Source organism: Kribbella sp. NPDC050470, from assembly GCF_044458365.1.
Classification (GTDB): domain Bacteria; phylum Actinomycetota; class Actinomycetes; order Propionibacteriales; family Kribbellaceae; genus Kribbella.
Genome location: NZ_JBITHV010000003.1, coordinates 575,319 through 594,753 on the forward strand (window position 1 = coordinate 575,319; position 19,435 = coordinate 594,753).

The window sequence follows — 19,435 nt, forward strand, 5'->3', positions numbered from 1 at the left end:
TGCAAAGGGGAGCTCAGCACATGACCGAAGACGACCGGACCGACGACACACCGAAGTCCTACCGCCCGATCGACGCCCAGGGGTTCCGGGAGTTCATCTCGCGTGGCTGGGGTCCGGTGGACCGTTCGGTGACCGTGCCCGAGGGGCTGGCGGAGGCGGCCGCCGAGCACCGGATGAAGCTGGCTGCGGCGTTGCCGGGGCGGCGGATCGCGGTCGCGGCCGGCCGGGCGCCGGTCCGGTCGAACGACACCGATTACGCGTTCCGGGCGGACAGCGACTTCGTCTGGCTGACCGGCTGCCAGGCCGAAGGCGCCGTACTGGTGATGTCGGCCGACGGCGACGCGACGTTGTACCTGCGGGAGACGGCCGGGCCGGGCGAGGCCGACTTCTTCGCGAACGCACGCGACGGTGAGCTGTGGGTCGGCCCGGTGCCGGGGCTGAAGGACTGGTCGGAGGCGTTGCAGATCGCCTGCCGCCCGATCGAGGAGCTGCCGGCCGCGGTGCGCGGCGCCGTACCGTTCATGCTGTCGACGCCGGGCGTCGAGCCGCTGCTGGACGCACTGGTCCGGACCTCGCCGACCGACGGGAACTCGCTGCGTCAGACGCTGGCCGAGCTGCGCCGGATCAAGGACGACTGGGAGCTGGACCAGCTGCGCGAGGCCGTCGCGGCCAGCGTGCTCGCGTTCGGCGACGTCGCGAAGGAGCTGCCGGAGGCCATCCGCGGCGGCGGTGAGCGGTGGCTGCAGGGCACCTTCGACCGGCGCGCGCGGACCGCCGGGAACGGCGTCGGGTACGCCTCGATCGTTGCCGCTGGCAAGCACGCGCCGGTGCTGCACTGGGTCCGCAACGACGGCCCGGTGAACGAGGGCGACGTGATCCTGCTCGACGCCGGCGTCGAGACCCGGACGCTCTACACGGCCGACGTGACCCGGACCTTCCCGGCGACGGGTGAGTTCACCGACGCCCAGCGGCAGGTGTACGACCTCGTCCACAAGGCGCAGCTGGCGTCACTCGACGCCGTCAAGGTCGGAGCGCCGTACCGGGCCTTCCAGTACGCCGCCCTGCGCACGCTGGCCGAAGGGCTGCGGGACTGGGGGCTCCTGGACGTGTCGCTCGACGAACTGCTCGGCCCGGACGGCCAGCAGCACCGGCGGTACATCGTCTGCGGCACCGGCCACTACATCGGCCTGGACGTGCACGACTGCGACGCGTCCCGGCCGGAGGCGTACTTCGCCGGCGAAATCGAGGCGGGTATGGCGCTGGCGGTCGAGCCGGGGCTGTACTTCCACCCGCACGACGAGACCGTGCCGCCCGAGCTCCGCGGCATCGGGATCCGGATCGAGGACAACGTCGTCGTGCATTCCGACCGCCTCGAGATCCTCACCGCCGACCTGCCGATCACGGCCGACGGCCTGGAGAACTGGACCCAGTCCCACCTAGGCCGTGTCTGACGCGCGGTAGCCGCGAAATCACCCAAAATTATTCGTCACAAGCAGTAACACCGAAGCCCCCGGCAACGATGTAGCGAGCGGGGGAGGGTCGAATCGGCCCGGCGCGTGGCAGTGGGGGGCCGCGACCACGCGCCAGGGCCGAGCCGGCCGAGCTGGAGCCCGGGGGACTCCGGTTTGCCTGGGGACACGGGGGTAGCGAGATGAACCTACGAGTGCGCGTGGTGCACTGCGGCGGCCGGCACTGGTACGCCGACATCGACGACGCCGACGATCCGCAGCCCGACGACCCGTTCTGGTACGTCGACAACTGCCGATCCCAGACGCAGGCACTCCAGACCGCCTGCGCCGAGCTCCGTCTGCTGTCGGGCCGGATGGTCCGCGGCGACCACCTCGACCGCGTGCTCGAGGTGACCGGAGTACCGGTCTGACGACTCCCGGGCAGGCGTCTGGTTGGGAGACGCCTGCCCGGGGCAGTACCTACACGGGCGGTACGGCGGCGCAGCTCGTGCCGCGCTTCGGCACGTCCAGCGTGAGCAGATAGGCGTCCACGGTGTTCTGCATGCACGGGCTGCTGTTGTAGCTGCCGTGTCCCCAGCCCTCGTAGGTGAACAGAACGCCGTACCGGCCTAGCTGGCGTTCGACGCTGCGGGCCCAGTTGTAGCCCGTGGCCGGGTCGTGGCGGGCGTTGATCAGCAGGATCGGGTCGTCCAGGTCGCGTACCTTCAGCCGGTGCTGCGGGTTGTCCGCCGCGGGCATGCCGAGGCACATCGAGACGGCCATCAGCTGGCCGGGGTAGCGCATGTCCGGGTTGTTCCGGGCCAGTCGGGTGAGCAGGCCGGCGTACTCCTGGTAGTTGCGGACCGGGAGGTTCCAGTCCTGGCAGAAGACCGCGAGCGTGTTGGAGGCCAGGCCGGTCGGCACCGGCGGCTGCCCGGTCGGCGGCGCGCTGGCGTCGAGGGTCTTCAGCATGGTCGCGAGGTCGGTCCAGCGCGGTCCGTAGAGCATGCGGAACACGTTGAAGCTCAGCCAGTACGGCGTGATCGGCAGCGTCGGTCTCTGCGGATCAGGCACCGCACCGCGATCCGCCCGGGCCAGCAGGTCGTCCCACAGCGCGTGGATGTCCCGACCGTGCAGCGCGCAGGCCGTCGTACTCACGCACCACTTCACGAACTCGTCGAACGAGTCCTGAGCAGCCCATGCCTGCGAGTCGAGGAACGAGCGAGCCGAGTCGGCGCTGTGGTCGACCACGCTCTCTACGACCATCGCCCGGACGCGCTTCGGGTACGTCTCGGCGTACTGCGCCCCGAGCAGCGTTCCGTACGAGCTGCCGTGGAACGAGATCGCCGACTCACCCAGCGCGGCGCGAATCGCGTCCACGTCCCGGACTGTCTGCCAGGTGTCGATGTGGTCGTAGACCGGACCGGTGTTGGACCGGCAGTCGGCGGCCAGGTCGCGGTTGTAGCTGATCGTCGCGGCGAACTCGGCCTGGCTCTTGATGACCGGCGACGGCTGCTTGGCCAGCAACGCGGCCGAGCACTTCACCGGGTTGCTCCGGGCGATGCCCCGCGGGTCGAAGCTGACCACGTCGAACCGGTCCTGCACCCGCTGGCTGAACCGGCTCATCCCGGTCTTCACCCGGTCGACACCGGAGTCACCGGGACCGCCCGGGCCCCACACCAGCACGCCCACGCGGTCGCCCGGGTTCTTCGCCGTACGGCGGGCGATCGCCAGCCCGAACGTGGGTCCGTCCGGGTTGTGCCAGTCGACCGGGACCTGCAGAGTCGCGCACTGCGAGCCCTCGACCACCTCCGGCTTGTCTTTGCCCTCCGGCTTGCAGTCGGCCCACTGCACCGTGGTCTCGGCAACGGCCGGCATCGGCAGCGTCACGAGGCCGGCGGTCGCGACACCCAGCGCCACTCCGGACGCGAGGACGCGTTGTCTGAATCTCATCAGGGAGATCTCCTGTCTGCGGAAACTCCCTCGATCCTCGGCAACCGTTTGCTCGGCCACATCGGGGACGAGCCCCCGGCCGACCCCGGGTGCGCCTTGGGGGACTTGTTAGGGTCGGTCGCTGATGAGTACAAAGCACGCGGTGTGGTTCCGGTGGGTGGCGATCGCGGAGGCGGTCTCCTGGACCGGGTTGCTGATCGGCATGTTGTTCAAGTACGTGCTGTCCGACAACGAGCTCGGGGTCAAGATCTTCGGCCCGATCCACGGCGGCATCTTCGTCGTCTACGTGCTCACCGTGCTGGTCGTGCGCGGCCCGCTGCGCTGGTCCTGGCCGGTCACCCTGGCCGCGCTGGCAGCCGGCGTTCCCCCGTTGTTCACCTGGTTCTTCGAGATCTGGGCGGTGCGGACCGGCCGGATTGACGGCGGCCAGCAGGCCGCCGTACCGTCACGGACGTCAGTCAACTCAACAGCCGCATGAACCCGTGCGGGAGAGTCCCGGGCCAGGGAGACATCCTGGACCCGGGCGCCGTAGGAGCAACTCTCCCCAAGAATCTCTCAGGCACCTTCACCGTACGGGCGAGGCACCTCTGGAAGACGTCCGTCTGACAGAGCGGGGAGGACACCAAACGGTCAACGGCGACCGGAAGGAACCTCCACACGATGGCGATCAGCGTCTTCGACCTGTTCAGTATCGGGATCGGCCCGTCGAGCTCCCACACGGTGGGCCCGATGCGCGCCGCCCGCACGTTCGCACTCGGTCTGGCCGACGACGGGCTGCTCGCCCGGACGGCGAGGGTCGAGGCTCAGCTCTTCGGCTCGCTCGGTGCGACCGGCTACGGCCACGGCAGCAACAAGGCCGTCCTGCTCGGTCTCGAGGGCGCGGACCCCGAGACCGTGATCACCCACTCCGTCGACGCCCGGGTCGAGACGATCCGCGAATGCGGCGGGCTGATGCTCGCCGGCGAGCGCGAGATCCGGTTCGACGAGAACACCGACCTGACGATGCACCGGCGCAAGGCGCTGCCGTACCACCCCAACGGGATGATGTTCACCGCCCGTACGGCGGACGGCGAGGTGCTCCGGGAGCGCACCTACTACTCGGTCGGCGGCGGCTTCGTGGTCGACGAGACCGCGGCCGCCGGGGACCGGATCGTGCCGGACACCACCGCGCTGAAGTACCACTTCAGCACCGGCGCCGAGCTGCTCGACCGGTGCCGTGAGTCGCAGCTGTCGATCAGCGAGGTGATGCTCGCGAACGAGCTGGCCTGGCGGACCGAGGACGAGATCCGCGACGGCCTGCTGCGGATCTGGCAGGTGATGCAGGACTGCGTCCGCGAGGGCTGCGAGACCGAGGGCATCCTGCCCGGCGGCCTGAAGGTGCCGCGGCGGGCGCACGCGCTGCACACCCGGCTGAGGTCGGACCCGTGGTCGGTCGACCCGCTCAAGGTGATGGACTGGGTCAACCTGTTCGCGCTCGCGGTGAACGAGCAGAACGCGTCCGGCGGCCGGATCGTCACCGCCCCGACGAACGGCGCCGCGGGCATCATCCCCGCCGTGCTGCACTACTACCGCCGGTTCGTGCCGGGATCGAGCGACGACGGCGCCGTCCGGTTCCTGCTGACCGCCGGCGCGATCGGTGTGCTCTACAAGGAGAACGCCTCGATCTCCGGTGCCGAGGTCGGCTGCCAGGGCGAGGTCGGCTCGGCCTGCTCGATGGCCGCGGCCGGCCTGTGCGAGGTGCTCGGCGGCACCCCGCAGCAGGTCGAGAACGCGGCCGAGATCGCGATGGAGCACAACCTCGGCCTGACCTGCGACCCGGTCGGCGGGCTGGTCCAGATCCCCTGCATCGAGCGCAACGCGATGGCCTCGGTGAAGGCGATCAACGCGGCCCGGATGGCGATGCACGGCGACGGCGTGCACGTCGTCACCCTGGACAAGGTGATCAAGACGATGCGCGAGACCGGCGCCGACATGAAGATCAAGTACAAGGAGACGTCCCGCGGCGGCCTGGCCGTCAACGTCATCGAGTGCTGAGCAGCCCCGCGTCCTGCACGTGGGCGTTGTGCCCGAGCCCCGGGTAGACGACCACCTGGTCGTGCAGGGCGCGGAGCTCCTCGTCGGTGTTCATCGGGTCGCCCTCGCCGCGCGCCAGGACGAGGTCGGCCTTGCACTCCGCGATCAGCTTCGGCATGTCCGGGGCGCCGACGCCGAACGTGCCGGGGTCCATGGCCAGTCGCCAGCGACCGTCGACCTCAGCCAGGCCGTGCTCGACCACCGGGTCGCTCGGGTCGGCCAGTCCCTGCAGGCCGGAGACCTTCAGGAACCGCGCGGCCGCGTCCTCCCGGGTGTCGAACCAGGCGATCGGCTTCTGCGCCAACGCGGCCGCCCGGCCCAGGTCGTCCTCGGTCCAGGCGACCTTCACGCCGACCGCGACGACGCGGTCGACCTCGACACCGTACCGGCCGCTCGCCAGCTCGAGGGCGATCACGCCGCCGAGTGAGTGGCCGACGATGACGACGGCACGCCGTACCGGAAGGGTCTCGGTGACCGCGGCGGCCATCGAGCCGAAGGTGTACGACGGCAGCGCGGCGGCCGAGCCGTGTCCGGGCAGGTCGGGGGCGAACCGCGGTTGCGGCCAGGCGTCCCAGACCCGGCCGTTGGCTCCGAGGCCGTGCAGCAGCACCAGTGCAGACATGAGAGCAGGCTTCCACATCAATGACCGCGGCCGCAGGCCGGATTGGCGCGTCATCAGCTAACGCACTGCAATTCTACGAATGCGTAACGGAACGGACATGCCGAATAGTTGCGATCTAGTGTGGAATTTCTTCCAAGGACTGTTTCAAGCGCCGGATCAGCCGATAACCTGCGGGACTTGTGAAGCCGATCTCTGCCGCTATGGCCCGCCCGCCCTGGCAGAACCGTCAGCGGCTGCGCCAGGCCGGGTTCGTGGCAGGCGGTCTCCTGTTCCTGTACGCCGTCCTGGTGCTGATCGCCCTGCTCGGCGGTCCCCGGATCGGCGCGGCGTTCCTGCCGCTGCCCGGCGGCGGCCCGGAACCGGCCAACCCGGTCGCCGGCCTCGAGCCCAGCAGCCGGGTCCCGACCAGCGGCCCGTCCGTCCCGCGCGGCTCCGAGACCCCGGTCCCGACCCAGCCGCCGACTCCGGGCGAGACCCCGCCGTTGCCCTCGACAACGACCACCACGGCGCCGGCCGTGGTCACCACCGAGGGGCAGCCGGCCACCCCGTGCCCGACGCCGAAGCCGACTCCTGAGCTGGTCGACCACCAGGAGCCGACTCAACCGCCGGCCACCAAGCTGCCGCCGAAGCCGACCACCACGACCACGACCGGCGATCCCACGACGCAGCCCACCGAGCCGCCGACCACGACCGACCCGCCGCCGACCACCCCGACGAACCCGCCGACCACTCCGGACGACCCCGAGGACCCGGACCCGCCGACGCTCGGCGGCGTCCTGACCGCGATCCTCGACACCCTCGGGCTCTAGTACGCCTCGACCTCCGTGGTCGGTGCGTTGCCGGTGATCGTGCGTTTCAGGTCGACCTGCCAGGACTGGTTGCGGCCGAAGGAGCGCTCGAACTTCTGGAACGAGCAGTCCGCGCTGAACTGGCGTCGCGACGGGCTCCAGTCGGTGCCGCTCTTGAAGTAGAGCGAGTAGGCGCCGCCGATCCGGCTGATGGTGGCGGTCTTGCCGGCCTCGACGTACGTCATCACGTGCGGTTTGCTCGGCGGCTGGCCGGTGCTGACGATCGAGATCGCGACGTCGTTCGCCGTACCGTTTATGACCCGGAGCCGCCCGGAACCGGCGGGACCGCGGCGGACCAGGGTGTCGCCGTTGGCCGGGGTCTCCGCTTCCGGCTCGGGCCCGGGGTCGGGCAGGGAGTTGCCGAAGCGGAGGTCGAGCTTGCGGAGCGCGACGATCGCGCTGCTCAGGTCCGCCCGCAACCGGCGTTGGACCTTCTGCGACGTGTAGGCGACGCCGCCGCAGCGGGCGTTCGACTCGGTCCGATCCGAGGTGGACAGGGCGTCGGCGGCAGCCTCGAGGCCGCCGGACAAGACCTTGTGGACACCGGCGAGCCGGCGGGTGACCGTCAGCTCGGCCAAGTCCTCGGCCGCGGCGTTGAGGGATGCGGCGAGGTTGTCCATCGTCTGGGTCAGCGCCTCGGCGGTGCGGACCCGGGTCAGCGCGCGCAGGTCACCTGCCAGACCCTGCTCGATCTTCGTCAGTTCCGATTGGTACGCCGCCGAGCCGAGCGGACCGACTGGCGTCGAGACCCCCGGAGCCTCGACCGGCGGCGTACTGATCGAGGGCGTGGTCGAGGTGCTGTCGACCATGGGTGGTTCGCTGCAGCCGGAGAGCAGGACGAAACCCGCGCACAGCACAGCAAAGCGATTCATGCAGTTCCCCCCAGGTCTCCCCAAACCCCTGTGCCGCAAAGGGTATGCGGGCACAGGGGTCTAAGCGAGGGGGTCAGTCGAAGTTGTGATCCGCGCAACCGATCAGGCGAACCGTGAGCGGTCCGTCGGTCGTCACGTTCAGGTCCGCGTCGCACGTCACCTTGGCCTGAGGCGGGTCGATCGTCACCGTCCGGATGTTCGTGGCGGTGAGTCGAGTTGGTTCGCGACCGGTGCGCTGACCGGAGCCGGCTTGGTCCGGTACTCCGTCGTGTACGCGTTGACCGGGACCGTCGACCCGGTCTCCACACCCGCACCGGTCACGACGACCGCGACGTTACCGGTGTCTTCTTTCCGGTGGCCGCGTCGGTGATGTCACCGGTCCGGCCGTGCACGGTGACGAACTTCTCGGCCGGCACTCGCTCACCTTCGCCTACACCTACCCGACCGACCCGGCGTACCGCGGTGACCAGTTGGGCGCCCTGGTCGTCGTACACGCAGCCCTGGTTGAGGAACTCGCCGGAGCGGTAGGCGCTGGTGTGGCAGATCATCGTGGGGCTCGCCGGCCAGATGCCGGTGTTCTGCAGCTGCGGGGCGGTCGGCGGGGGAGGATTGAAGTGCATGTGTACGCCGTCCGTCAAGAATCTGACATATGACAACGTTGTTCGGTCGACTGGAGAGTGGTTTGGTTGACGGGTCAGGCGACTCGGTCGGTGGTGGAGAGGTCCCGGAAGAAGCGGGTGGCGGGGTCCTTGAGGGCTTCGTGGGCCTGGAGGAAGAGGTCGTGGGCCTCGCGGCCGTGCCAGCCGGCCGGGAGGAGCTCTTCGGGGAGGTCGGGGTCGCGGAACGGGAACATCCGGTAGTCGTGCACGAGTTCCATCCGCTCGACGAGCGCCTGCCGCGGTGACACGCCGCCGCCGCGGTACGCCTTCATCCGCGGCCGGTACGTGCGCAGCAGCTCGGCATAGTCCGCGTCCAGCGACTCCAGGTCCCAGCACCGCGCGGCCATCTCCCGGTCGCGCGACAACCCGGACGACGTGCACTGCAGCAGATCCAGCCGTACGGCGGGTTGGTCCGCGAAATGCTCCTGGACCTCAGTCAGCCGGTTGTGCGGACAAACCCAGGTCGACGACGCCAACGGCCCGAACCCGAGCCAGGCCAGCTCCTTCCGCAGCTCCTCACGCAGACCGCGTTCGCTCTCCGGGACCGAGTAGATCACCATCGACCACTGCCGATCCCACGGCTCCCGGGACCTCTCGAAGATCCTGGTCCGGCCCTCGTCGAGCAGCCGCCAGCTCTTGTCGTTGAGCGCGTAGACGGTCTCGCGGCCGTCCCGCCGGGTGTCGAACCAGCCCTCGCGCCGCAGCCGCGCCATCACCACGCGCACCGTGCTCTCGCCGACGTCGAAGCACTCCAGGAGGGCGGTGAGCGTCCGCAGCCGCACCTCGCCGCCGTGGTACCGGATGTAGTCGCCGAACAGGTCGAAGACGATCGACCGTGGCTTCATGGCGTCTCCTCGGAGCCGTTCCCAGTGGTTCGCTGCGCTCATCCTCTCATGATGCCATCAAAAGCGTGTCAAAGTCTTGACGGTCGTCTGTGATCAGTTCTACTTTCGGAACATCCCCAGCCAGCCCGGTACGAATCGAGGGCCCGCACATGACCAGTCCCACCGCCACCATCGCCCGGTCCCGCGCCGGTCTCTGGGTGGTCGCCATCTGCTTCGTCACGATCGTCTTCGACGGTTACGACCTGATCGTGTACGGCGCCGTCGTACCGTCGCTGCTGAAGAATCCCGACTGGCAGCTGACCGCCGCCCAGGCCGGCGCGATCGGCAGCTACGCGCTCACCGGCATGGTGATCGGCACGCTCTGCGTGGGCGCGCTGACCGACATCGTCGGGCGCCGCCGGATCATGTTCGCCAGCATCATCTGGTTCTCGCTCGCGATGGGGGCGACCGCCCTGGCGCCCAATCCCGAGGTCTTCGGCCTGCTGCGGTTCATCACCGGTCTCGGCCTCGGCGGCGTGGTCCCGACCGCGATCGCGCTGACCGTCGAGTACGCGCCGCCGCACCGCCGGAACTTCAACAACGCGCTGATGTTCTCCGGCTTCTCGCTCGGCGGTGTGCTCGCGGCCGTCCTCGCGATCAACCTCGTGCCCACGCAGGGGTTCCGGATCATGTTCTGGATCGGGATGGCGCCGCTCGTCCTGGTGCTGCCGCTGGCCTGGAAGTTCCTGCCCGAGTCGGTCAGCTTCCTGCAGGCGCGCGGCCGCCACGACGAGGCCGCTGCCCTGGCCGCCAAGTACGGCGTCCAACCCGAGCCTGTCGCGACCGACTCCAGCAGCAAGTGGAGTGCACTCGCCGTACTGTTCGGACGCAAGCACCTCGCCGCGACCATCCTGTTCGGGCTGGCCAGCTTCTTCGGGCTGCTGCTCGTCTACGGGCTCAACACCTGGCTCCCGCAGATCATGCGGCAGTCCGGCTACCCGCTCGGCTCGTCGCTGCGGTTCCTCCTGGTGATGAACCTCGGCGCGATCGTCGGCGCACTGGTGGCCTCGACGCTCGCCGACCGGTTCGGCTCGAAGGTCGTCACCACGGTCGCGTTCGCCCTGGCCGCCTTCTCGATCTACACGCTGAGCGTCAACCCGGCCGCGGTCGCCCTCTACCTGCTGATCGCGATCGCCGGCCTGGGCACGGTCGGCACCCAGATCCTCGTCAACGGGTACGTCGCCACGCACTATCCGGCCGGGAGCCGGGCCACCGCGCTCGGCTGGTCGCTCGGCGTCGGCCGGCTCGGCGCGATCGTCGGCCCGCTGTTCGGTGGCTGGGTGCTCGACTCCGGGCTTAGCCTCGACTGGAACTTCTACGGTTTCGCCGTCCCGGCCGTCCTCGGTGCGCTGGTGATCGCCGCCGTACCGCGGACCGCGCGGGAGCGCCGGCCGGAGCCGGCGCTCGGCACGACTCCCCAGACGACCCAGGCCTGAGAGGAACCAGCAAATGCGGATCGCATGTGTCGGCGGCGGGCCGGGCGGGTTGTTCCTCGCCACCCTGGTGAAGGCGAGTGACCCGTCGGCCGAGGTGACCGTGTTCGAGCGCAACCGCGCGGACGACACGTTCGGCTTCGGGGTGGTGTTCTCCGACGCCACGCTGGCCGCCATCCACGCCGCCGACCCGGTGGTCCGCGACGCGCTCACGCAGTACGGCGTGCACTGGGACGCGATCGAGGTCCGGTTGAAGGGTGAGCGGTTCCGGTGTGGCGGGATGGGCATGGCGGCGATCGCCCGCAAGACGCTGCTCGCCGTATTGCAGCAGCGGGCCGTCGACGTCGGAGTGACGCTGCGATTCGAGACCGAGGTGGACCTGGACGACCTGACCGGGTACGACCTGGTCGTGGCGGCCGACGGCGCCAACTCACGGATCCGGGAGCGGCTGGCGGGCGTTCTCGAGCCGATGGTGGAGGCGGCGGCGGCGAAGTTCATCTGGTTCGGTACGACGTACCACTTCGACGGACTCACCTTCGTCCACGAGCGCGGCGACGACGGCGTGTTCGCCGTCCACGGGTATCCGATCAGCCCGGACGTGAGTACGTTCATCGTCGAGACGGACCGGGACTCCTGGCTGCGGGCCGGGCTGGACGAGTTCGACGTGTCGCAGCCGCCGGGGCCGAGTGACCTGAAGACCAAGGTGTACCTGGAGAAGTTGTTCGCCGAGCAGATCGACGGTCATCCGCTGCTGGTGAACAACTCGCGCTGGGGGAGCTTCCGGACCCGGCGGACCGGGCGCTGGTCGCACGGCAACGTCGTACTGCTCGGGGATGCCGCGCACACGGCGCACTTCTCGGTCGGCTCGGGAACGAAGATGGCGATGGAGGACGCGGTCGCGCTGGCTGCGGCCCTGACCTCGTACGACGACATCCCGGCGGCGCTGGCGGCGTACGAGGAATCGGCTCGGCCCTCGGTGGAGAAGATCCAGGGGTCGGCGCGGCCGAGTCTGTCCTGGTGGGAGCACTTCGGGCGCTACCACGACTCGCTCGAGCCGTGGCAGTTCGCCTTCCACTTCCTCACCCGCAGCATCAGCGGCGGGAAGCTGGCCCGGCGCGATCCGGCCTTCGTCGCGGCGACGCGTACTGCGTGGCACGCGGAGAACGGCCCGGCTCCGCTCGACACGCCGTTCCACTCGGGCGGGCTGTCGTTGCCCGGTCGGTGGGTGGATGTCGCGGAGGTCGGTAATCGTGCCTTGTGGATCGAGGCTCCGGTTGATGAGCAGGGGCTGCCGGCGGCGCTGGCTTCGCTGCATTCCGGCGTACTGGCCGGTCCTGCGGTGGTGGCGGTGCACGGTGGTTCGCGGTTGACGCGGACGCTGCTGGCGGAGGAGTCGCGGCTGGTGGCCGGGACGCCTGCCCTGGTGGTCGATGACGAGCTGACCCCGGACGAGGTCGAGACCCTCCTGCTCTCCGGGCGTGCCGATCTGGTGGGCCGGACCAGCGGCCGCGTCACCGGGGTCAGCCCGACCGTGGGAGGGAGCGCGTGAACGGGCTCGAGGGGTTGTTCACCCCTCGCGGGGTCGCAGTGATCGGCGCCTCGCGCAACCCGGCGAAGCTCGGCGCGGTGATGGCGCGCTCCCTCGCCACGTATGACGGGCCGCTTGCGCTGGTCAACTCCCGGGACTCGCAGCTGCACGGCTCGGTCGCCGAAGCGGTCGACGTACTCGGCGCTCCGATCGACCTCGCAGTTGTCTGCGTCCCGGCGCCGGCCAGCGCGGACGCAGTCGCTGAAGCAGCCAAGGCTGGTGCCAGCGCGGCCCTGGTGTGTGCCGGTGGGTTCGCTGAAGCCGGTCATCCCGAGTACCAGGAGGCGTTGGCTGAGGTTGTCGACCGCTATGGCATCCGCGTGCTCGGCCCGAACACGTCCGGCTTCCTGGTGCCCTCGCGCAAGCTGACCGCCAGCTTCGTGCCGAGCGCTGCCACAGTGCCGTCCGGCGGAGTGGGCGTGGTCGCGGCGAGCGGCGGCGTCAACCACGCGCTCTCGTTCCTCTTGGCCGAGGCCGGGTACGGCGTCAGCGTCGCCGTCGGCCTGGGCAACGCGGTGGATGTGGACATGGTCGACGTACTCGACTATCTGCTGGACGACCCGGCGACGACTGCAGTTGCCCTGCACATCGAGTCGGTGGCGCACGGGTCGCGGCTCGTGCACGCGGTGGCGCGGTTGTCGTCGGTGAAGCCCGTGGTCGCGCTGGTTGTCGGGCGCAACGACGTGGGGGAGTTCGCGCAGTCGCACACGGGTGCGCTGGCCACCTCCTGGCGTACGACACGGGGAGTACTCCGGCAGGCCGGTGCGGTGCTGGTCGACGACGAACGCCAACTGGTCGATGCAGTGGGCGCGTTGTCGATGACTCGGTTGGCTCCGTCGGCGGACCCTGGTGTCGGTGTGGTGACTGCGCAGGCAGGTCCCGGACTGCTGTTGTTGGACGGGTTGCGAGACTCCGGGGTCCGGGTGCCGGTGTTGTCGAACGCTGCACAGGCTCGCCTGGGCGAACTGCTTCCACCGATGACCTACCAGGCCAACCCGGTCGACACGGGCCGGCCGGCGCCGGGCTTCGGTGAGGTCGTGTCCGTGGTCGGCGACGACCCGGCGGTCGACCTGGTCGCGGTGTACGCGTTGTCGGAGCCTGACAGCCTCGACCTGGCCGCCGAAGTCTCCCCGCTGGCCCGTTGCACGCCTACTGTGGTCGCCGTGGGCGGTTCCACCGCGGACGTCGTCGCAGTCCGGTCGGGCCTGAACAGCCATGGCTATCCGGTAGCCACCAGCCCGACCGCCCTCACGCATGCGATCCGAGCCCTGGTGGAAGACGCCAGGCTGTCTTTCCGCAGCTCTGGTGACCCGGGTCCGATGCCGTCGGTCGTCGTTCCGCCAGGTCCCTGGGACGAGCACCAGGCCAAGTCCGTCTTGGACACCCTGGGCATCGTCACCCAACGCCGGGTCCCCTGCGCGTCACCCGACGAAGCCCACGCCGCCCTCGATTCCCTCGGCGGTCCGGTCGCCGTCAAGATCCTCGACGCCGCGGTCCTCCACAAGACCGAGATCGGCGGAGTGCACCTCGGTGTGCGCACGCACGGCGACCTGACCGACGCCTTGGCCGCGCTGGGCGATCGGCGGGTGCTCGTGGAGGCCATGGCACCGCCTGGTGTCGACCTGATCGTCGGTGCCCGTCGCGACCCGGTGTTCGGGCCTGTTGTGCTCGTGGGCCTCGGCGGCACGACAGCAGAGGCGCTTGCTGATGTCGCCGTACGTGCTGCGCCGTTGTCCGTCGCTGAAGCGGCGGCGATGCCGGATGAGCTGCTGGGGCATGCATTGCTGCACGGCTGGCGTGGTGGGCCGGTGCTGGACGCTGTGGAGCTTGCACAGGTGGTGCGGGCCCTCGGTGCGGTCTTGCTGGCCGCACCGGAGGTCGACGAGATCGAAATCAATCCCCTCCGGCTGACCCGCGACGGCTTGGTCGCGCTGGACGCCGTGATCGTGAGCAAGGAGCAGTGATGGTCAGTCCGATCGCCGATGGTGTCGTCCCCTGGCCTGCCGAGGACGCGGCACGCTATGTCGCGGCCGGCTACTGGGAAGGCCGGAGTCTGCCCTTCCACATCTGGCAGCAGGCGGACCGTACGCCGGACAAGCTCGCACTGGTGGATGGTGAGGTCAGGTTGACCTACGCCGAGCTGACCGGTCGTGCCGATGGCGCTGCGGCCAGGCTGCTGGAGTTGGGACTGCGTGCGGACGACCGGATCGTCGTACAGCTTCCGAACGGGTGGGAGTTCGTCGTTCTCACGCTGGCTTGTCTGCGGGCCGGCGTCGTACCGGTGATGGCGTTGCCTGGTCACCGCTATCACGAGCTGTCGTATCTGGCGGCGCACGCCGAGGCTGCGGCTATCGCCGTACCGGATGTGCTGCGGGACTTCGACCACCAGGAGCTCGGGCATCGGCTCGTGGGCGAGGTGGAGTCGTTGCAGCACGTGCTGGTCGCTGGTGACGACCTGCGCGGCGACAGCGTTGACTTGCGGTCGCTGTGCTCGGAGGCCGGCGTTTGGGACGGGCCGGAGCCGGACAGTCGGAGTGTGGCGGTCTTCCTGTTGTCCGGTGGTACGACGGGACTGCCGAAGCTGATCGCTCGGACGCATGACGACTACACGTACAACGCCAAGCGCAGCGGTGAGGTGTCCGGCATGGATGCCTCGACGGTCTACCTGGTCTCGCTACCGGCCGGGCACAACTTCCCACTCGCCTGTCCCGGTCTGCTGGGCGCGCTGCTGGTCGGTGGGACTGTGGTGATGCTGCCGAGCCCAGAGCCGCGCCGGGCCTTTGCCACGATCGCTGTTCAGGGTGTCACGCACACTGCGGTGGTGCCTGCGGTTGCACAGCGCTGGCTGGACGACTATGCGGGTGAGGACCTGTCGTCGCTGCGGGTGCTGCAGGTTGGGGGAGCCCGGCTGGCCGACGAGGTGGCTCGCAAGATCAAGCCCGTGCTGGGCTGCACGCTGCAGCAGGTGTTCGGGATGGCGGAGGGTCTGCTCAACTACACTCGCCTCGACGACCCTGAGGACGTCATCTGCACCACCCAGGGGCGGCCGATGTGCCCCGACGATGAAGTGCAGGTCGTCGATCCCTTGGACAACCCGGTCCCTGCCGGCGAACCGGGCTCACTCCTGACCCGCGGCCCATACACCCCGCGCGGCTACTACAAGGCCGAGCAGCAGAACGCCCGCGCCTTCACCCCCGACGGCTGGTACCGCAGCGGCGACATCTGCCGCATCGTTGCCGGTGGCAACCTGATCGTCGAGGGCCGCGACAAGGACATGATCAACCGGGCCGGCGAGAAGATCTCCGCCGAAGAGGTCGAGAACCTCACCTACACCCTGCCCCAGGTCCAGCAGGTCGCCGCCATCGCCATGCCCGACCCCCGCCTGGGCGAACGCGTCTGCCTCTACGTCGTCCCCCGCGAAGGCGCCGGCGTCACCCTCGAAGCCGTCCGCCACTCGATGGAACAACTAGGCGTAGCCGCCTACAAACTCCCCGAACACCTGGTCCTCGTCGAAGAACTCCCCACCACCAAGGTAGGCAAGATCGACAAGGCCGCCCTCCGCACGGACATCGCGACCCGGCTCGAAGCCGAGCACGGTCACGTCTCCGCCCGCAGCTAGTCTCGCGGGGTTGGGCGGACGAAGGGGAAGGCTAGGGTGGCGCGGATGTTTTGGCCGGTGAGCATCATCATGACGCGGTCCACGCCGATGCCGAGGCCGCCGGTCGGGGGCATGGCGTACTCGAGGGCGGAGAGGAAGTCTTCGTCGAGGGACATGGCTTCGGGGTCGCCGGCGGCGGCTTTCAGGGACTGGTCGGTGAGCCGGCGGCGTTGTTCGACCGGGTCGACGAGCTCGGAGTACGCCGTACCGATCTCGGCGCCGAAGGCGACCAGGTCCCAGCGTTCGGCCAGGCGCCCATCGGAGCGGTGGGTCCGGGTGAGCGGTGACGTCTCGAGCGGGAAGTCGGTGTAGAACGTCGGCAGGGTCGTGGCCGGCTCGACGAGCTCGTCGTACAGCTCGAGGACCAGCTCGCCCGCCGTCAGCTCGAAGGTCGTGTGTACGCCGTGCGTCGCACACAACCCGCGCAGTTCCTCGACCGTGGTGTCCGCCGAGATCGACCTCCCGGTAGCGCGCCCGACCGCGTCGTGGACGGTGATCACCGGCCAGTCGCCGGAGATGTCGATCTCGCCGTCCGGCCGCTGCACCACCGGCTTGCCGAACACCGCGGTCGCGGCCTCGATCAGCAGTTCCCGGGTGAGCTCGCGCATCACGTGGTAGTCGGCGTACGGCTGGTACGCCTCGACCGAGGTGAACTCCGGGTTGTGCGTCGCGTCCGCGCCCTCGTTGCGGAAGTTCCGGTTCAGCTCGAACACCTTGCCGAGCCCGCCGACGCTGAGCCGCTTCAGGAACAGCTCCGGCGCGATCCGCAGGAACAGCTCGGTGTCGTAGGCGTTGATGTGCGTCGCGAACGGCCGTGCGTTCGCCCCGCCGTGCACGGCCTGCAGCATCGGCGTCTCCACCTCGATGAACCCGCGCGCCTCGAAACCGTTGCGCAGGGCCCGTACCGCCGTACTGCGCTGCTGCATCATCCGCAACGAGTCCGGATTCATCACCAGGTCGAGATGCCGCTGCCGGACCCGCGCCTCCGGGTCGGTGAACCCCTTCCGCTTGTCCGGCAACGGATGCAGGCACTTCGCAGCCATCACCCAACTCGTCACCGCGATCGAGAGCTCACCGCGACGACTCGTCACGACCTCACCGGTCACGCTGACGTGGTCACCGATGTCCACCAGCCGCCGCCAGTGGTCCAGCGGCACGTCACCACACTCGTCCGCGGTCAGCATCACCTGCAGCTGCGACAGCCCGTCCTGCAACTGCGCGAACGACAGCCCGCCATGGTTCCGCATCCGCATCACCCGCCCGGTCACGGACACGGTCGCGCCGGTGCGATGGTCGGCCGGCAGATTCGGGTACAGCGAGCGAATCCGCTCCAGGTCCTCCGTCCGCGGCACGTTCACGGGATACGGATCGATGCCAGCAGCAACAAGCTCGGCCAGCTTGGTACGGCGGATCTGCTCCTGCTCGGTCAGCTTCCGATCCGGCAACGCCGGCCGCAGCAGCTCCTCTTCCTGCCCGCGTACGGCGACCGCGAAAGCGTCACCGTCCGCAGCCATGATCACGTGCCGGTCGACCGTCTCCACGCTGTCGACCCGGGTCCACGGCCGTGGCGCCGGCAGGAAGCCTTCAGCCGTCCCGGCCGCAAGCAGCACCTGGGCCAGCGATGCACCCCGCGAGTAGCAGATCAGCCGCGGCGACCAGCGCGGCAGGTACTTCTCGTTCGACTGGTACAGGCTCTCCAGCTGCCAGAACCGGGACGCAGCCGTCAGCAATGCCCTGGTCAACCGCAGCACCGGCCCGGCGCCGACCCGCTCGGCGTCGCTGAAGATCTCCCGGAACATCGCGAAGTTCAGCGAGATCCGGTGCACCCCCAGGTCCCCGCAAGCGTCCACCAGCGACGTGACCATGAACTCCATCAAGCCGTTGACCGACTCGGGATCCCGCCGCATCAGGTCGAGCGAGACACCCCGGACACCCCACGGCGCGAACGACAACAACCCGCGAACCGACCCGTCGGCGTCGCGGGCGATCACCATCACGCACCGCGCGTCGGCCGGATCGCCCAGCCGCCCGAGCGCCATCGAGAACCCACGCTCGGTCTGCGCACCACGCCACTGCTCGGCCAGCCCGACGTACTCCGACAGAGCCTCCGGCGACAGGTCGCCGTGCCGGACCACCTCGGCGTGGTACCCGGCCCGCTGGACCCGCGTCACCGCCTGCCGCACCGGCCGCATCGTCCGGCCCTCGAGCGTGAAGTCGGCGACGTCGATGATCGCCTCGTCTCCCATCGACAACGCGCGCAGTCCGGCGTCGACGTACGCGTGCGCCGCCTCCTCGCTCGCCGACAGCACGGCGGGGGACCAGCCGTAGGTGTGTGCTTCGGCCAGCCACACCTTGATCGCACCGGGCCAGTCGGCCGGGTCGCCGAGCGGATCGCCGCTGGCCAGGCTCACCCCGTTGACCACGCGGTACGCGATCGCAGCGTCCTTGGCGGGGGAGAAGATGACCGCCTTGTCGCGGCGGGTCGCGAAGTACCCGAGCGAGTCGCGTTCCCCGTGCAGCAGGAGCAGCCGCCGTACGTCGAGCTCCTCGGCCTGGCTGAGGTAGCGGACCCGGCGGACCGAGCGTAGGAAGATGGCGAACGCGATCACGAGCGAGGCGGCCGAGATGGCTCCGACGGTCAGGCCGATCCAGCCGTGCCCTTCGTGACCCCCCATCCGGCTGCGGGACTGGCCGAGGGCCGCGATGATCGCCCAGCCGATCTTCTCCCGCTGGCCGGTCAGGTCCTTCGGGAAGATCTGGGTCAGCGTGATGCTGACCGCGGCCGAGATCAGCAGGCCGGTCAGCAGCGCGCCGATCGCGAGCCGCCGGGTGCCGGGCGCCAGCCGGGCCGGGAAGGCACCGCGGATCTTCCACAGCAGCACGATGATCGCGACCACCACGACCAGCTGGGCGATGCCCCACTCCAGGTCCTGGACGGTGGCCGGGCCGAACTCTCTGAGCAGCTCGGCGTCGTTCGGGTTGGCCAGCCGGACGCTGGTGAACGCGACCGCCGCGGTCTGCTCGATCAGCCACAGTGCCTGGAACACCCACAGCACCCAGAGCAACGCGGCGCGCTTGCCGCGCAGCAAGGCACTGCCGATGACGGCCAGGTAGACCGCGGAGAAGAACGTGTGCCCGGCCGGGATGCCGAAGAAGTCGAAGGCTTGGTCCACGCGCCGGACGTACGCCGGGGCGAACAGGTGCAACGGGATCGCGATGAACGACCAGACCGAGGCGGCGACCACGACGCGGCCCACCCAGACGGCAGCGCGCTGCTGCCACTGCGGGACCACCACCTCTGCCTGAACCGGGCGCACCCAGCGATCATGCCACTAGTTCCGGGACGGTTCGGTGGCGCTGGCACTACCTTGAGGGTGTACCTGACTCGACAGTAAAT

General features: G+C 69.6%; 16 protein-coding genes and 1 riboswitch. Of the genes, 9 read left to right on the forward strand and 7 right to left on the reverse strand.

What is annotated here, in order from left to right; genetic code table 11:
• Positions 1-20: 20 nt before the first annotated feature.
• Both ACIBGM_RS11320 and ACIBGM_RS11325 read left to right on the forward strand, forming a co-directional pair.
• Positions 21-1,451, forward strand: a complete 1,431-nt coding sequence (locus tag ACIBGM_RS11320; RefSeq protein ID WP_360517927.1) for an aminopeptidase P family protein — start codon at positions 21-23, stop codon at positions 1,449-1,451.
• Between the two features lie 200 nt (positions 1,452-1,651).
• A complete protein-coding gene (locus tag ACIBGM_RS11325; RefSeq protein WP_396385285.1) occupies positions 1,652-1,879 on the forward strand; it encodes a hypothetical protein in 228 nt (75 codons plus the stop codon).
• A gap of 49 nt (positions 1,880-1,928) precedes the next feature.
• Here the strand turns inward: ACIBGM_RS11325 and ACIBGM_RS11330 are convergent, their stop codons facing one another.
• Positions 1,929-3,401: an alpha/beta hydrolase gene (locus ACIBGM_RS11330; protein ID WP_396385286.1), complete on the reverse strand. Its 1,473-nt coding sequence runs from the start codon at positions 3,399-3,401 to the stop codon at positions 1,929-1,931.
• A gap of 124 nt (positions 3,402-3,525) precedes the next feature.
• Between ACIBGM_RS11330 and ACIBGM_RS11335 the strand changes: the two genes are divergently transcribed.
• Together ACIBGM_RS11335 and ACIBGM_RS11340 are read left to right on the forward strand one after the other, a co-directional pair.
• Positions 3,526-3,879 (forward strand): DUF3817 domain-containing protein, encoded by a 354-nt coding sequence (locus tag ACIBGM_RS11335; RefSeq protein ID WP_360517918.1) that lies wholly within the window; start codon positions 3,526-3,528, stop codon positions 3,877-3,879.
• Positions 3,877-3,982, forward strand: a riboswitch (glycine riboswitch). (Overlaps the previous gene by 3 nt.)
• 79 nt (positions 3,983-4,061) lie before the next feature.
• Positions 4,062-5,435: an L-serine ammonia-lyase gene (locus ACIBGM_RS11340; RefSeq protein ID WP_396385288.1), complete on the forward strand. Its 1,374-nt coding sequence runs from the start codon at positions 4,062-4,064 to the stop codon at positions 5,433-5,435.
• Here ACIBGM_RS11340 and ACIBGM_RS11345 read toward each other — a convergent pair.
• A complete protein-coding gene (locus tag ACIBGM_RS11345) occupies positions 5,422-6,096 on the reverse strand; it encodes an alpha/beta fold hydrolase (RefSeq protein ID WP_396385290.1) in 675 nt (224 codons plus the stop codon). The two genes, ACIBGM_RS11340 and ACIBGM_RS11345, sit on opposite strands and share 14 nt — an antisense overlap.
• 179 nt (positions 6,097-6,275) lie before the next feature.
• Here ACIBGM_RS11345 and ACIBGM_RS11350 point away from each other — a divergent pair, with 179 nt between their 5' ends.
• A complete protein-coding gene (locus tag ACIBGM_RS11350) occupies positions 6,276-6,905 on the forward strand; it encodes a hypothetical protein (RefSeq protein ID WP_396385291.1) in 630 nt (209 codons plus the stop codon).
• Here ACIBGM_RS11350 and ACIBGM_RS11355 read toward each other — a convergent pair.
• The 4 genes from ACIBGM_RS11355 to ACIBGM_RS11370 form a co-directional block, all read right to left on the reverse strand.
• A complete protein-coding gene (locus ACIBGM_RS11355; protein WP_396385292.1) occupies positions 6,902-7,816 on the reverse strand; it encodes a hypothetical protein in 915 nt (304 codons plus the stop codon). The two genes, ACIBGM_RS11350 and ACIBGM_RS11355, sit on opposite strands and share 4 nt — an antisense overlap.
• A 183-nt stretch (positions 7,817-7,999) precedes the next feature.
• On the reverse strand, positions 8,000-8,137 hold the full coding sequence (locus tag ACIBGM_RS11360; protein ID WP_396385293.1) for a hypothetical protein: 138 nt from the start codon (positions 8,135-8,137) through the stop codon (positions 8,000-8,002).
• Positions 8,134-8,454 (reverse strand): hypothetical protein, encoded by a 321-nt coding sequence (locus ACIBGM_RS11365; protein WP_396385295.1) that lies wholly within the window; start codon positions 8,452-8,454, stop codon positions 8,134-8,136. The genes ACIBGM_RS11360 and ACIBGM_RS11365 overlap by 4 nt, the downstream gene beginning before the upstream one ends.
• Before the next feature lie 56 nt (positions 8,455-8,510).
• Complete coding sequence (locus tag ACIBGM_RS11370; protein ID WP_396385296.1) at positions 8,511-9,320, reverse strand: PaaX family transcriptional regulator C-terminal domain-containing protein; 810 nt, start codon at positions 9,318-9,320, stop codon at positions 8,511-8,513.
• A 149-nt stretch (positions 9,321-9,469) separates the two neighbouring features.
• On the opposite strand from ACIBGM_RS11370, the gene ACIBGM_RS11375 reads away from it, so the two are divergent.
• The 4 genes from ACIBGM_RS11375 to ACIBGM_RS11390 are packed head-to-tail and all read left to right on the forward strand — an operon-like array spanning position 9,470 to position 15,999.
• Positions 9,470-10,795, forward strand: a complete 1,326-nt coding sequence (locus ACIBGM_RS11375) for an MFS transporter (RefSeq protein ID WP_396385297.1) — start codon at positions 9,470-9,472, stop codon at positions 10,793-10,795.
• A 13-nt stretch (positions 10,796-10,808) separates the two neighbouring features.
• On the forward strand, positions 10,809-12,341 hold the full coding sequence (locus ACIBGM_RS11380) for an FAD-dependent monooxygenase (protein WP_396385298.1): 1,533 nt from the start codon (positions 10,809-10,811) through the stop codon (positions 12,339-12,341).
• Positions 12,338-14,344 (forward strand): acetate--CoA ligase family protein, encoded by a 2,007-nt coding sequence (locus ACIBGM_RS11385; protein WP_396385299.1) that lies wholly within the window; start codon positions 12,338-12,340, stop codon positions 14,342-14,344. Before ACIBGM_RS11380 ends, ACIBGM_RS11385 begins: the two co-directional genes overlap by 4 nt.
• Positions 14,344-15,999: a (2,3-dihydroxybenzoyl)adenylate synthase gene (locus ACIBGM_RS11390; RefSeq protein ID WP_396385300.1), complete on the forward strand. Its 1,656-nt coding sequence runs from the start codon at positions 14,344-14,346 to the stop codon at positions 15,997-15,999. The genes ACIBGM_RS11385 and ACIBGM_RS11390 overlap by 1 nt, the downstream gene beginning before the upstream one ends.
• On the opposite strand, the gene lysX is transcribed toward ACIBGM_RS11390, so the two are convergent.
• Complete coding sequence (gene lysX / locus ACIBGM_RS11395) at positions 15,996-19,355, reverse strand: bifunctional lysylphosphatidylglycerol synthetase/lysine--tRNA ligase LysX (protein ID WP_396385301.1); 3,360 nt, start codon at positions 19,353-19,355, stop codon at positions 15,996-15,998. The genes ACIBGM_RS11390 and lysX overlap by 4 nt on opposite strands.
• Positions 19,356-19,435: the final 80 nt, after the last annotated feature.

What these genes read in the sequence shown, in the direction of transcription:
- ACIBGM_RS11320 (WP_360517927.1), top strand. Translation starts at nt 21, where the DNA reads ATGACCGAAGACGACCGGACCGACGACACACCGAAGTCCTACCGCCCG.
- ACIBGM_RS11325 (WP_396385285.1), top strand. Translation starts at nt 1,652, where the DNA reads ATGAACCTACGAGTGCGCGTGGTGCACTGCGGCGGCCGGCACTGGTAC.
- ACIBGM_RS11330 (WP_396385286.1), bottom strand. Translation starts at nt 3,401, where the DNA reads ATGAGATTCAGACAACGCGTCCTCGCGTCCGGAGTGGCGCTGGGTGTC.
- ACIBGM_RS11335 (WP_360517918.1), top strand. Translation starts at nt 3,526, where the DNA reads ATGAGTACAAAGCACGCGGTGTGGTTCCGGTGGGTGGCGATCGCGGAG.
- ACIBGM_RS11340 (WP_396385288.1), top strand. Translation starts at nt 4,062, where the DNA reads ATGGCGATCAGCGTCTTCGACCTGTTCAGTATCGGGATCGGCCCGTCG.
- ACIBGM_RS11345 (WP_396385290.1), bottom strand. Translation starts at nt 6,096, where the DNA reads ATGTCTGCACTGGTGCTGCTGCACGGCCTCGGAGCCAACGGCCGGGTC.
- ACIBGM_RS11355 (WP_396385292.1), bottom strand. Translation starts at nt 7,816, where the DNA reads ATGAATCGCTTTGCTGTGCTGTGCGCGGGTTTCGTCCTGCTCTCCGGC.
- ACIBGM_RS11370 (WP_396385296.1), bottom strand. Translation starts at nt 9,320, where the DNA reads ATGAAGCCACGGTCGATCGTCTTCGACCTGTTCGGCGACTACATCCGG.
- ACIBGM_RS11375 (WP_396385297.1), top strand. Translation starts at nt 9,470, where the DNA reads ATGACCAGTCCCACCGCCACCATCGCCCGGTCCCGCGCCGGTCTCTGG.
- ACIBGM_RS11380 (WP_396385298.1), top strand. Translation starts at nt 10,809, where the DNA reads ATGCGGATCGCATGTGTCGGCGGCGGGCCGGGCGGGTTGTTCCTCGCC.
- ACIBGM_RS11390 (WP_396385300.1), top strand. Translation starts at nt 14,344, where the DNA reads ATGGTCAGTCCGATCGCCGATGGTGTCGTCCCCTGGCCTGCCGAGGAC.